General features: G+C 49.4%; 8 protein-coding genes. 3 read left to right on the top strand and 5 right to left on the bottom strand.

Annotated elements, in window-relative coordinates:
• Window positions 1–28: 28 nt before the first annotated feature.
• Complete coding sequence (locus K0T92_RS15455) at window positions 29–1807, bottom strand: methyl-accepting chemotaxis protein (protein WP_219873383.1); 1779 nt, start codon at window positions 1805–1807, stop codon at window positions 29–31.
• A 467-nt stretch (window positions 1808–2274) separates the two neighbouring features.
• On the opposite strand from K0T92_RS15455, the gene pulA reads away from it, so the two are divergent.
• Window positions 2275–5685, top strand: a complete 3411-nt coding sequence (pulA, locus tag K0T92_RS15450) for a type I pullulanase (RefSeq protein WP_219873382.1) — start codon at window positions 2275–2277, stop codon at window positions 5683–5685.
• 37 nt (window positions 5686–5722) lie between these two features.
• Here the strand turns inward: pulA and K0T92_RS15445 are convergent, their stop codons facing one another.
• Window positions 5723–7108, bottom strand: coding sequence for a polysaccharide deacetylase family protein (locus K0T92_RS15445; protein ID WP_246628188.1), 1386 nt, complete (start codon window positions 7106–7108; stop codon window positions 5723–5725).
• A 266-nt stretch (window positions 7109–7374) separates the two neighbouring features.
• On the opposite strand from K0T92_RS15445, the gene K0T92_RS15440 reads away from it, so the two are divergent.
• Window positions 7375–8499, top strand: a complete 1125-nt coding sequence (locus K0T92_RS15440; protein ID WP_219873380.1) for an AI-2E family transporter — start codon at window positions 7375–7377, stop codon at window positions 8497–8499.
• Window positions 8500–8689: 190 nt separating this feature from the next.
• Here K0T92_RS15440 and K0T92_RS15435 read toward each other — a convergent pair whose 3' ends face one another.
• The 3 genes from K0T92_RS15435 to K0T92_RS15425 form a co-directional block, all read right to left on the bottom strand.
• Complete coding sequence (locus K0T92_RS15435) at window positions 8690–10465, bottom strand: peptidoglycan D,D-transpeptidase FtsI family protein (RefSeq protein ID WP_343223717.1); 1776 nt, start codon at window positions 10463–10465, stop codon at window positions 8690–8692.
• 711 nt (window positions 10466–11176) lie between these two features.
• Window positions 11177–12103: a glutamate biosynthesis transcriptional regulator GltC gene (gltC, locus tag K0T92_RS15430; RefSeq protein WP_219873379.1), complete on the bottom strand. Its 927-nt coding sequence runs from the start codon at window positions 12101–12103 to the stop codon at window positions 11177–11179.
• Window positions 12104–12135: 32 nt separating this feature from the next.
• Window positions 12136–12738, bottom strand: coding sequence for a rhomboid family intramembrane serine protease (locus tag K0T92_RS15425; RefSeq protein WP_343223716.1), 603 nt, complete (start codon window positions 12736–12738; stop codon window positions 12136–12138).
• Window positions 12739–12830: 92 nt separating this feature from the next.
• Here K0T92_RS15425 and tpx point away from each other — a divergent pair, with 92 nt between their 5' ends.
• Window positions 12831–13349, top strand: coding sequence for a thiol peroxidase (gene tpx, locus K0T92_RS15420; protein WP_219873378.1), 519 nt, complete (start codon window positions 12831–12833; stop codon window positions 13347–13349).
• Window positions 13350–13384 lie beyond the last annotated feature (35 nt).

The following is a 13384-nucleotide window of genomic DNA, read 5'->3' as shown; positions in this document are numbered from 1 at the left end:
AAGAAGCCCGCTATATGGCACTGCTATGTTAGAGCTTGAAGGAGTCCGTCTTCTCGCGCAGCCGCTGGGAGGCGTCCTTCAATGATCCGGCCATGTCCATCAAATTATCGGAAATCTTGAATTGCTCATTCGTCAACCCTTCCATCTGGCCCATTCGATCATTCACTTCTGTGGAGGATTCCGCCAGCCATTCTACTGATGTAACGATTGTTGTCATCCCTGTCGCAATCTCTCCGATCGCTACTGTGATCTCATTCATCTGCTCTGCCAACAAGCCGCTTTGATCCTTCAATTCATTAAAGGTCACGTTAGAGGTTTGAGAGATCGCTTTGGTCCGCGTAATAAGCAAGGAGAACGAATCCAACGTCTTCTCGCACTGCTTCAGATCATTATGAATTTGCTTCAAATCTGATGCGATCGCACGCGAGAGGCCATCCGTCTTCCCGGACAGCTTGCGAATTTCGCCCGCCACAACTGCAAAGCCGCTACCATGCTCGCCCGCTCTTGCAGCTTCAATGGAAGCGTTAAGCGACAACAGGCCGGTCTGGCTCGTAATCTCATTAATGTTATCGAGGAAACGGGCAACATTGCTGTAACGCTCTGTCATCACGCGAAGCACGCCAGACAGCTCGTTGAACTGCTGCGATGTTTCATCAACAAGCCCGACGATCTCCTGCATCTTCTCCATGCCTTCGTTCGAAGAATGGTGCATCCGCTTCATATCATTGTTTATATAATCACTGGATGCCGATATTTGTTCCGAGCTAGCGGACACCTCTTCCGTTACTGCCGAAATCGATGCATTGGAATCATTCTGGGAAGAGATCAGCTTCTTGCTGTGCGCCACTTCTTTCTTTACCGTCTCGGATGCTTCTTTATTAATCGTCAGCATGGATGACATCCGCTGCGAGACATCCAGCACCTGCTCGCTCACTGCAACCGTCGATGCCAGCGTTTCCCGCAATTTGCCGCCCATATCGGTCAGCATATTATCGATCATGCCGAATTCATCCCTCGACTGCAGCTTGACATCATAAGTGAAATCGTTATTCTTGTAAGCTTCGATATGCTTCGTAATGCCGGCCAAGTTTCTTCTAATGGAACGGATCAAGCCGGTCATGACAAGAGCCGGGAAGATCGCCATCACAATAATATTAATAATGACAATATTGTTCGACCATGAGACAGCGGCGCTAAGCGCTACGCCTCTTTCCTCTACAGCTTTGGCGAATCTGCTCTGCGAATCATTATTCGTCTTGCTTAATACGTCCCAGTAATTGGCTACGACGTCACGGCGCATAACCCGCTTCGTTTCATCATCCAAAATAATATCGTAGGCGTCATATTGTGTTTTAATCTCGTTATATCCCGTCTGTACCCTGATAACAAGCGCGCTGTATGAATCACGGAAATCTTTGGTCGGATATTCCTCATCCAGCTCCTTGAGCACCTTCTCCAACTCAACAATCTGGGTCGCCGCAGCGGCCATATTGTCATCGACAGTCTGCTTCTTCGTCGCCGCAAATCCTTCCAGCAAATCTACAAACATAATTGTTGACGCTTCCAAATTTTTCGCGATGTCATTGTACTTCTTCTGAGCGTCCTGCAGCTGATCGGATTTATCCATTTCAGTTTGTACGACATTATTCTGATAGAGGATAATTCCGCCTGCGCCAATGTTCACGATCGTCAGTACGACTAGCAAAAGGATCATGCGATGCGTCAGCTTCAAATTCCTCAGACCATTCGCAAAATTTGACAAAAACTTGCTGCTTGGCTTAAATGACTTGATTGTTGGTTTTTTCATATGTACCACGCCCCTCTACTGCTTTATTCTCTTTCATCTCTTGTTGTTTCTCATAATTCTAATGACTAATTACAGTATATACTATTTTTTGAAATTCCGAATCCCCTTTTCAGCAGTTTTAATACGATATTTAAAATATTGTGTCGCACATACCTCATTCTTTGGTTTGTCTAATAATTGGGCAGCGAATAGCTCAATATTAGCGATATGTACAGAATCATTCACTTGACAGCGGCTTGAACCAGAACTATAGCCCTACTGCAATAGTAGATCAAATTTCCTGTACTTGCTAGTCTGAAATCCATTACTTTTTTTCCATCTCTATGAAACTCAAACATTGTATATGAAACCGGTTTCCTTTATTGTGTGGGCATGTTATTATTTATGTCGAAAGGATTCAGGGCATACAGAGATTGTCAGTCGCCTCTGAAATCCAGAACATACCAACCAGGAGGGGGATTAACGTTATGCACTTAGGAAGAAGTAAGGCTTTACGGACACTTCCGCTGCTTGTAGCATTCGCTCTAATCGTCAGCACGCTTTTTTCGCCGACTTTAGTGAAAACGTTTGCACAAGGGAAAACAACATTGATTGTACATTATAAGGAGGATCCTAATACAGACAAGGACTGGAACATCTGGGCGTTTCCTGATGGCGGTGAAGGGCAAGCCTTCCCCTTTACCGGAAATGATGATTTCGGCCGGGTGGCTCAGATTGAGCTGGAGGGCGACCTGGAGAAGGTCGGCTTCATTGTTCGCACAGATGATTGGGACAAAGACGGAGAGGATCGCTTTGTGGATGTCGTTGATGGCAAAGCAGAGGCTTGGGTTGTAGCCGGCAATGGCACTACCTTCGCTTCAGCGGCGGAAGCCAGCGGCGGCGCAAAGCCGGCAGCTGAAGGAGCAGCAGCATCTGCAAGCTCTGCAGTGTCGGTTTCCCCCGTACCAGGCAAAACAAAGGCGATCGTTCACTATAAGAAAGATCCGAGCAGCAAGGAATCCTGGAATCTGTGGGGTTGGCCTGAAGGCGGCGATGGCGCTGTATACCAATTCAACAGCGAGGATGCCTGGGGGCAGGTAGGCGAAATTCTGCTCGATGGAGATGTGAAGCGAGTCGGCTTCATCGTTCGTACCGACGAATGGAAGAAGGACGGCGATCAGGACCGATACGTCGAGATTAAAGGCGGTGTAGGCGAGGTCTGGATCAAGGGCGGCGACGGCACGGTATACACAAGCCCTCCTGATGGCGAATACCGGACAGTCAGATCGCATGAGAATCTGTCGGTGACGATTCACTATTCCCGCTATGATAATCAATATGACGGCTGGAACCTGTTGATGTGGCCGGGGGACAAAGAAGGCCAGCAAGTTAACTTCACAGGCGAAGACGATTACGGCAAGATCGCGAAGGCAGAGTTCAAGGGAGCCAACGCATCGCAGATCGGCTTTACCGTCCGCAAGAGCGTGGCAGGCAATGATAATGCCGACAAAGAATTCAGCGACCGCTTCATTACCACGTTCGACGAGAAGGGCAATGCAGAGATCTGGATCGCACAAGGCCAAGAGAAGGTTTATAACGAGCGTCCGCCTGGGGATGATATCAAACCGAGGTTCAAATCTGCAAAAATCGATGACCTGAACCTTCTTACGGTTGAAACCAACTATGTTTTCGATGCCAAGGCTGCTAATAATGCCGACATTACAATCGAAGGCATGACCGTGAAGAGCGTTGAGCCGGTCGATCAGGGACATGGCAGCATGAGCAATATTGTTAAAGTCACTACAGAGGAAAACTTCGAATTGACCAAGTCATACAAGCTCAGCAAGCCGCTCTTCGGCGATGCTACCGTATCGATCGGCGATGTCGTTCGTTCCGATGGATTCGATGAGCTGTTCTATTATGACGGCAATGACCTCGGCAATACCTACACGAAGGAAGAGACCAAATTCCGCGTATGGGCGCCGACAGCCGGAGAAGCGAAGCTCGTTACGTACGAGAAATGGGATAGCGAGACAGGTACAGAAACCGCAATGGAAAGAAGCGATAAAGGCACCTGGACAGCTGCTTTGAAGGGCGATCAGAAAGGCGTTATTTACACGTACAAAGTAAAAATCGGCGACCATTGGAATGAAGCTGTCGATCCATACGCTCGCGCAGTTACAGTCAATGGTGACCGCGGAGCGATCGTAGACTTGGCCGAAACCAATCCGAAAGATTTTAAAGCAACGAAAAAAGCGGAGTTCGTTAAAGCTGAGGATGCTATCATCTATGAGCTTCATGTACGCGATGCCACCATCCATCCTGAAAGCGGCGTCGATGCTGACAAACGGGGCAAATACCTCGGTCTTACCCAGAAGGGCACCAAAGGACCAAACGGAATCAGCACAGGTCTTGACTATCTGAAAGAGCTTGGCATCACCCATGTGCAATTGATGCCATCCTATGATTACAGCAGTGTTGATGAGACGAAGCTGGACACCCCGCAGTTCAACTGGGGTTATGATCCTAAGAATTTCAACACGCCAGAGGGCTCCTATTCCAGTGATCCCTATGAGCCGACCGCACGTATTAAAGAAATGAAGCAAATGATTCAAGCAATGCATGAGAACGGCTTGCGCGTGACGATGGACGTCGTGTACAACCATATGTATGCGGTCAATCCATCCAACTTCGAGAATCTTGTGCCAGGCTACTACTTCCGTTACAACGAAGAAGGCAAGCTGTCCAACGGAACAGGTGTCGGCAATGATACCGCTTCTGATCACAAAATGATGCGCAAATTCATTATTGATTCGACGCAATACTGGGTAAATGAATACAATATTGACGGCTTCCGTTTCGACCTGATGGGCATTCATGATGTAGAAACGATGAATCAGGTGCGTGACGCATTGCTGAAGATTGATCCTACACTGCTTCTGATCGGCGAAGGCTGGGATCTTCCAACCGCGCTTGATCCGGAAATTAAAGCCAAACAAAGCAATGCAGCCAAATTCATGGGCATTGGCCAGTTTAACGATGGCGTGCGCGACGGCTTGAAGGGCAGCATCTTTATCTTTGAAGAGCAAGGATTCGTTAACGGCAATGTTGAGGCTACTCTTGCCGCCAAGCAAGGTATTGTTGGGGCAATTGAATACAATGATGAGATCACATCCTGGGCCAAGGATCCGCAGCAATCCGTAACCTATGCGGAAGCGCATGACAACCATACGATTTGGGATAAGCTGCAAATATCCAACCCGGATGCGAATGATGCGGATCGCAGCAAAATGCACCGCATGATCTCTTCCATTATTATGACCTCCCAAGGTATCGCGTTCCTGCATGCAGGTCAAGAATTCATGCGGACTAAGGGCGGAGATGACAACAGCTACAAATCCAGTGACGCCGTCAACCAGCTCGACTGGCAGCGCCGTCTGGACCGCAGCGCAGATGTCGATTATATGAAGGGACTCATTCAGCTGCGCAAAACCCATCCGGCATTCCGCATGGCGACAGCAGATGAAATCCGTTCCAATCTGAAGTTTATACCTTCGCCTGAGAGCACGATTGTATACGAGCTGAACGGAGACGCCGTTCAGGATTCCTCCGAACAAATCATCGTAGCGCATAATGCGAACGCGAAGGAAGTCACTGTTGATCTTCCGAAAGCCGGCAAATGGAATCTTGTCGTCAATGGCGAGAAAGCGGGCTTAGAAACGATTCAAACCGTTGAAGGCAGCAAGTTTACATTGCCTGCGCTCAGCACCTATGTACTTATTACAGAGCCTCAAAGCGACAATAGCACGCTCTGGATCGGTATCGGAATAGCTGCGGCTGTTCTTGTTGTCGGAAGCGGCTCATGGCTCATGTACCGCAGATTTCGTAAAGCAGCTTAACGTGCTTTGGCACTAATAAAGCAGAAAAAAAATACCGCTAGGGAGTAAACTCCCTGGCGGTATTTGCATTATCGTAAGCAGAATGTGAAATCGCGGCTTTACCTGCCGGCTGTAGCGCCCCATCATAAGCGGATCTCTTATTCCACACGGGCTTCAGATCGCCTCTTGTGCTGTAACGCTTAAACAGCTCCTCCATGGACATCGCAATAATTCGTGGAGAAAGCCGGCTGTTCTCGCCCCTTACCCGTTTCTTCCCTGAAGGATGCAGGACGAACATAAGCAGTTTCAAGTAAAAGCGGGTCAAGCGATCAAACAAGCCAGGCTGCAGCTCCAGTACGGTAAACCCGAACTGCGCAGCTCCTCTGTTGATCATGCTGATGCCATACAAGCCGCGTACGTTCGCATATTCTTCTTTGCCGGCAAACTGCTCGGCAAGCTTAGGCATCGCCTTCTCCACTTCACGAATGAGCAGAATGGCTACATGCATGAGCGAGCGCGATTCCATCATCATCCGGAACAGCATGCTGTTGTCAAGATGAAGCTCAATGACCTCATCCCCGTCTTCAATCGTTCTGCCTTCAGAAAGCTGAAGTGCTTTTCCCCGGTATTTCCGCTTGCGATAATGAAAAATGGAGTCCGTTCCGCCTTCTTGGATGCGGAATAATACGTGAAAAATCCGTTCCCACACTAACCAGCATGCAACTATCATTCTTTTGAACAAGCTTAATGAGCGGTTAGACGCCCTGGCACGATCCGTAACGGCGATCATCTCGGCAATGTGCACGAACTGGAAGCCGCGCCGCTTGCCTTCGATCAGAAAAGGCTCCAATGCGGCAAGCATATTCGCAGGGGCATCATAATCAGCGCCGAAGGTAGAGCCGCAGTCATGCAGCAGCAGCACTTCGCCCGGGCGAAGCTTCTTCAGCATCCGCTTCAAGAGCCGTTCCGCCCCAACCCGCTTGCGCCAATCACCGAACAGGGTTGACCATAGAATAATTTGCAGATAGCCCAAATTAGAGAAATCAAACAGATTCACAATCCCCCATGGCGGCCGATAATAGGCTGCACGAACACCGGTTGCTTTCTTGATAATATCCGAGGTCCGGTGGATCTGGCGCTTGACTGAGCTTGGCCGCATGAACCAATTCGTCTTGTGTACGTAATTATGAATGCCGATAATATGACCTTCGTCGCGCATTCTTTGAAGCAGCTCAGGATGCTTCTCCGCATGGACGCCAACAACGAAGAAGGTGGCTTTGGCGTCATGCCGCTTCAAGAGATCCAGCAGCAGCGGCGTATATTTCGGATCTGGCCCGTCATCGAATGTAAGCGCAATTTCGTTCTTGGCGCGGCCTCGTTTAAAGACGCGGAATCCGAATGTCCGGCTTACAAGTCCTGGGAGAAAAGCATAGAAGGTTAACATGTAAAAACCCCAAAGCAGCAAGTTCTCCATTCTCTATTTCCTCACCACCCTAGTTTCGATCCCCTATCCATTACTTGGAAGGCGGAGCACTATTGATGCCTCCAATCATTGTAACATAACGCAGATGAAAAGGGGTATGATTGTTCATATGTTGAAATCAAATTGCTGTAAAGGGATGGATGGCAAAAAGAAAAGTTAGGAAAGCTTTCAAACTTATAGTACAATCGTGATGATAGTAAGATACATACGAGCAAAGGAGTTAGAACATGCTTTCCTTTTACCGTAAATATTGGCGAACTGCTTTTGACATTGCTTTAATCGTCTTGACCGTCTATTTGATTATGTTTGCGTTCAGTTATTTATACCGGATCGCAACGCCGATTTTCCTTTCCTTCATTATTTTCCTGTTTATTGACCCGCCTGCACGCTGGCTGACAAGGCTGGGGATGAAGAAATCCATCTCGGCAGGCATCTCTGTGCTCGTATTCACCTTAATTATCGTCGGGGCATTCGTTGGCGCCGGATTCGTCATGACGTCTCAAATTACCGGGCTTGCCGAGAAGCTTCCCGCTTATCAGAAAGTGTTTACCGAGCAATTCCAGGAAAACTCGACCTTTTTGCATGATAAAATTGTAGATCTGGGACTGCCCAAGGGTGTCTTGGAGAACGCCAATAATGCCATCAGCTACATAACGGACTGGTTTCAGAAGATTGCCGCTTCGTTCCTGACATCGCTGGGCGGTTATCTCATGTCGTTCTCCACCTTTATTTTCAACTTCTCCATCGGTATTATACTGGCATATTTTCTTAGCCTTGAGATTAATGAGTGGAAAACAACGGCTAAAGAAAAGACGCCCCGAACGTTTAAGAAAGCCTTTTTCTTTCTGAAGGATAATGTCTTCTCTGGTATTGCCGTGTATTTGAAGGCGCAGATGAAGCTGATATCCATTACATTTGTCGTCATCTTTGTCGCGCTGCTGCTGCTCGGGGTAGACAATGCCTTCTCGATCTCCCTGCTGTCCGCTGTGTTCGACGTACTCCCGCTCCTGGGGGTAGGAACCGTGTTTATCCCGTGGATCATCTATCTGTTCATCGTCGGCAAGACGTCACTGGCAATTTGGCTCACGGTGCTGTTTCTCTTCGTCGTCTTGACGCGCCAAATTCTTGAGCCCAAGATTACAGGTGATACGCTTGGTGTGTCCGCCTTTACGATGCTGGCCTTTATGATTATCTCCCTTTCATTATTCGGCGTGGCAGGCGTCATCCTGTCGCCTATTCTGATGATTCTGATCAAGGCGTTGTACGATCAGCGATACTTCCACCGCTGGATTCGTCCGCCTAAGGGTGAATACGAGACAGCAAACCAAGAGCCGCAGCCGCCAGCCATTTAACCTATCCGTTCATGCCGCCTTTCGGGTGAGCGACGGTCTGAAGCAGGCGCCTCCGGCAAATAGATAGGCGAAAAATCGTTCCCCTTGTGTGAATGGATAGTTAATTCCATTGCAGGGAACGATTTTTTTTGTGTTAATGCGGTGATCCTTGCATCAAGCGGATATCTATGTCAGTGAGAAAGACGGTGGCTCATTGATGTGCGGCGAGCAGATCCATAATACCGCGAAATAGCGCCGCAGCTTTGTTCACTGTGCCTGGCGGACGATACTCCGCCAGAACGGCAACGGCATAGCGAGGCGCTTTTACCGGTCCGTAGCCTACAAACCACTGGTGGTTGCGGGGAATTCCGGAGCGCATCGTTTCAGCTGTGCCGGATTTCCCGGCGACCGTCCAAGTTCCTTGGCGGATTGATCGCCCGGTTCCATCGGCGACGACCGCCATCATGCCGCGCAGCAGTGTACGCGCGGTCTCCGGCGCAATGCGCCCGTACTTCGAGGGCGATGTTTGCCGCGGCAGCTCTGCCATTCGTTGACCGTTGGCGTAGCGGATCTCGCTCACAAGGCGCGGCTTGATGACACGCCCTTCGTGCAGCAAAGTCACAATCAAATTCGCCGCTTGCAGCGGCGTTATTCTAACATCCCGCTGCCCTATTCCGGTTTGGGCCAGCAGCCCTCCATCCCGACGAATAGGAGCCGCAACAAACAGCCTGCCCGCTTCCTCCTCTTCCAGCAGCCTCAAGGGTTGGCCAAGCGGCGCGAACATATCGGGCTCGTTCCAGCCGATAAGGCGGCCAATGCCAAGCTTATCTGCTGTTATCGCCAATTGCTGCGCCTCCAGCCGCTCTGCAATCGTTGCGAAAGCGATATTGCAGGATTGCCCCAATGCTTCGCGCAGCGTAATCCGTCCGTGCCCGCCCTTTTTCCAGCAGTGAAGTCCGTAATGACCATAATCACCATTGCAATGGAACAGCTCATCTTCCTCAGTGAGACCTGCTTCAAGCGCAGCGGCAGCCGTAACAAGCTTGAAGACAGAGCCTGGAGTAGCCGCACGGATCGCATGATTAGCCGAATCTGTCCCGTTTGCCGTCAGAGAGAAAACGGACATCCGCGGCCGCGACACCATAGCGATTACATCGCCAGATGCGGCGTCAAGCACCACTACTGCCCCCTCACGCAAACCATTAGCATCTACATATGTCTCGATGGCATTGTGCAAATTCCGATCAAGCGTAGTCACAACCTGCAGCGGATAATACGGATTATTCGGCCCCGTCAACCGCATATCCAGCCCATTGAGCGGCCCCTTCTCACCATCCGTATAATAAGATACTGCAGTAGGACCAGCCCCTCGAAGCAATCGGTCCAGTGACCGTTCGAGGCCGGCTCCGCCGATTACATCAGACAATTGCACCCTTCCGGCAGACAGCTCATTGGCGTACAATGCACGAATCCGTTCAGGATGCTGACTTACATATCCAAGTGCATGCTTTGCCTGTAAAGACAGCGGATAGTGGCTGTGAAACGGCAGTATGCGCACACCGCCTATATGAATGCCCTTCATAGATTCAAGCTGCTGATCCGTTAAGCGATGAGGAGCCTGCTCACCTGTCCCCTTCCAGAAGGAGGGGCTCTGAAGAGAAGCCATCCATCGCTCCAGCTCTTGAGTTGGAACATGAAGAACAGCAGCAAGCTTGGCCAAATCAGACACCGCTCCCCGTTTGCCGGATTGAAGCGGAAAAACAGCCAGCGCCTTATAAGTTTCGCCTGTCAGGGGCAGGCCGTGACGATCTACAAAATCACCGCGACCGGTATCCAGCACAATCGTATTCTCCCGTTGAGCCACGGCTTCGCGACGCAGTGCGGCACCAACAGAAGCCGCTGGAGCAGCGGGTGCCAGCTGCAGCCAGCCAAGCCTGAGCAGGAAGAGGATAAAAACAGCGCTCATTCCGAGCAAAGCCGCAAACACACGCCGCTGCCTCCCCCATCTCCGTCCGCTGCCTCCAGCACGATCATAACCAGCCTCCGGAGCCTCGCTAGATTCCCTAGCCTTTTTCGACTCCCTAAGCTCTCTAAACTTTATAGGCTCTCTAAGCTCTATATGCTCTTTAAGCTCTATATGCTTTATAAGCTCTTTAAGCTCTATATTCTCCTTAGAGTCCTTAGAGTCCTTAGAGTCCTTAGAGTCCTTAGAGTCCTTAGAGTCCTTAGAGTCCTTAGAGTCCTTAGAGTCCTTAGAGTCCTTAGAGTCTATACTCTCCTCAGACTCCCTTGACTCCTTGCTCTTCTGAGAATTGGCTGAATGACGACAAAATGAATCAGTAGTATTCGTCTCAGGGGGTATCATATAGGCCTCCTAATATAGGCAGTTCTAATAGCAGTATTTTCATTTGCCTACATAATCACACACATTATTCCCTGCGCAGCAAAAATAAATAAGCCAATTGCGGCAGAACAGGCCGCAATTGGCTTCAAATATTGCACTTATTATAGAGGTGATAAGAGAGAAACGGAGAGGGGGGATTGGAGGTGGAGAAGCGGTAGCGTTCGCCTTTGTCACTGGATTTCCACAGCTGAATCAGTAATACAATGAAGAAATCCAGAGACAACAGCGATCGAAACCCCAATCCCCCTGCGCAGTTTCCTTACTATTATCCTCCGCCGCGCAGTTTCCTTACTATTATCCTCCGCCGCGCAGTTTCCCCTCATTACCTTTTCCACTACACTCAAAAAATTCAAGTAAAAACTTCTGAAAAACCTTCGCTACCAGCGGCAGCTTCTCATTCGGCCTGTGAATAAGGCCAATTGTACGCATCACTCGCGGTGAACGCACCGCTACCTTCACTGGCTGCAATGGCCCTGTTGCATAAAGCGCCATCTCAGGCAACAGGCTTACCCCCATGCCTGCAGCTACAAGACCACGGATCGTATCCGTCTCCTCGCCCTCGAAGCCGATATTCGGAGTAAATCCGGCTTCCAAGCAGGCGTCCCAAACGATGGGGCGAAGCGAATAGCCGGGACTGAACATGACGAATGTCTCGTCCTTTAATTGAATCAAATCAATGGCATCGACACCGGCAAGCGGATGGTTCGGCGGAAGAATAGCGAACAGTTCCTCTGTCAATACCTTCTCCCCGGTAATATGATCATGCTCCTCAGGAAAGGGCGAGACGAAAGCAAGATCAACTTCGCCTCGCATCACATCTTTAATAAGCGAAGGATACATGCCCTGCTTGAAGCGAAACTTCACGTTGGGATGGAGCTTGCGAAAAGCGGATACGACATTAGGAATAAGCGAAATGCCCAGGCTATGCGGGAATCCGAGGCGAATCTCCCCTTTTTCCGGGTCAAGAAATTCATGAACCTCCATGATCGCCCGCTCCAAATCCGCCAATATTGCTTCCGCCCGTCTCATGAACAGCTGTCCGACAGGTGTAAGCTGGAGATTGCGCCCCTTCTGAAGGAAGAGCTTAGCGCCAAGCTCCTCTTCCAGCTGATGGATTTGCCGGCTCACCGCAGACTGTGCTACATGCAGTTCCTCTGCCGCTTGTGTTACATGTTCTTTCTTTGCTACCTTTACAAAATAATATAATTGCCGAAGCTCCATGTCGTCCCCCTTTTCTATCCCAATTGATAAAGTTATCGTTTTTTCATTAAGTACCAGTCGTATCCGTAAGCAAACAGGAATCCTGCGAACAATCCGCCTATATGGCCCCAGAAGCCGATTCCAGGGATGAGAACAGACATAATAAGCCCAATTATCAGAATCATGTAGACGGTCTTTCTTGAGGCAGGATCAAGCGCTTTCTTCATAATAGCCAAGTAAAAATATGCGCCGTACAAACCGTAGATGCCGCCTGAGGCGCCTACGCCACCTGTAATTGGCTCGACAATTCCGCTGAGCAAGAAGCCCGCCATTCCACTGGCGATGAAGAACACTCCGTACCTCACATGGCCCAGCATCCGTTCAAGCGGGGGAGCAAAGATCAGTATGGCAATCATATTAAAGAACAGATGCTCGAAGCCTTGGTGCAGGAACACAGCCGTTATATACCGCCAAGGCTCTGACATGCCATATGGATTATACTCCGGATGGCTGTAGAACAACCCTTTATCCAGAAGCGTATGACCGCTGAGCAAATCGATAATGAACACCAGAATGTTAACGGCAATCAATGCAGCTGTTACAGGAAATTGCTTCAGATATTCACGAAAACTTTCGTATCTTAAGAAAATCATCATATCACTCTCCTTGCCATGATTGGACAATCGCATTTCATAACGATTATAATGAATTTGGTAATCACCATATTATTAAGGAGGCTGTATTCCCAATGTCACAAGAACGCACAGGAGTTGCCACACTGAAGGGCAACCCGATTACACTAATCGGACCAGAATTGAAGAAAGGTGATCAAGCACCAGACTTTCAACTCAGCAAATCGCTTGTAGAAAGCGTATCGCTGAAAGACTTCGCAGGCAAAGTGAAGCTCGTTAGCGTCGTACCTTCGATCGATACCGGTGTTTGCGATGCCCAGACCCGCCGTTTCAACGAAGAGGCTGGCAAGTTTGGTGACAATGTTGTTGTTCTCACTGTCAGCGCTGATCTTCCATTCGCTCAAGCTCGCTGGTGCGGCGCAGCAGGTATCGACAAGGTTACCTTGCTATCTGACTACAAAACGAACAGCTTCGGCGCAGCTTACGGCGTACTGATCAAAGACCTGCACCTCGACATGCGCTCCATCTTCGTCATTGATGCGAATGACACGATTCAATACGTTGAAGTATTGAGCGAAATGACAGAGCACCCTAATTACGAGAATGCTCTGAATGCGGTAAAAGAACTCGTCTAAGCTACATACGTAAACAGACGGCATTCCGTGCCGTC

Source organism: Paenibacillus oenotherae (assembly GCF_019443105.1).
Classification (GTDB): Bacteria; Bacillota; Bacilli; order Paenibacillales; family Paenibacillaceae; genus Paenibacillus_Z; species Paenibacillus_Z oenotherae.
This window is presented reverse-complemented; position numbering and strand designations above follow the sequence as displayed.

Excerpts from the sequence above, each read along its gene's own strand:
- K0T92_RS15455 (WP_219873383.1), bottom strand. The coding sequence starts at position 1,807 with ATGAAAAAACCAACAATCAAGTCATTTAAGCCAAGCAGCAAGTTTTTG.
- pulA (WP_219873382.1), top strand. The coding sequence starts at position 2,275 with ATGCACTTAGGAAGAAGTAAGGCTTTACGGACACTTCCGCTGCTTGTA.
- K0T92_RS15445 (WP_246628188.1), bottom strand. The coding sequence starts at position 7,108 with ATGTTAACCTTCTATGCTTTTCTCCCAGGACTTGTAAGCCGGACATTC.
- K0T92_RS15440 (WP_219873380.1), top strand. The coding sequence starts at position 7,375 with ATGCTTTCCTTTTACCGTAAATATTGGCGAACTGCTTTTGACATTGCT.
- gltC (WP_219873379.1), bottom strand. The coding sequence starts at position 12,103 with ATGGAGCTTCGGCAATTATATTATTTTGTAAAGGTAGCAAAGAAAGAA.
- K0T92_RS15425 (WP_343223716.1), bottom strand. The coding sequence starts at position 12,738 with ATGATGATTTTCTTAAGATACGAAAGTTTTCGTGAATATCTGAAGCAA.
- tpx (WP_219873378.1), top strand. The coding sequence starts at position 12,831 with ATGTCACAAGAACGCACAGGAGTTGCCACACTGAAGGGCAACCCGATT.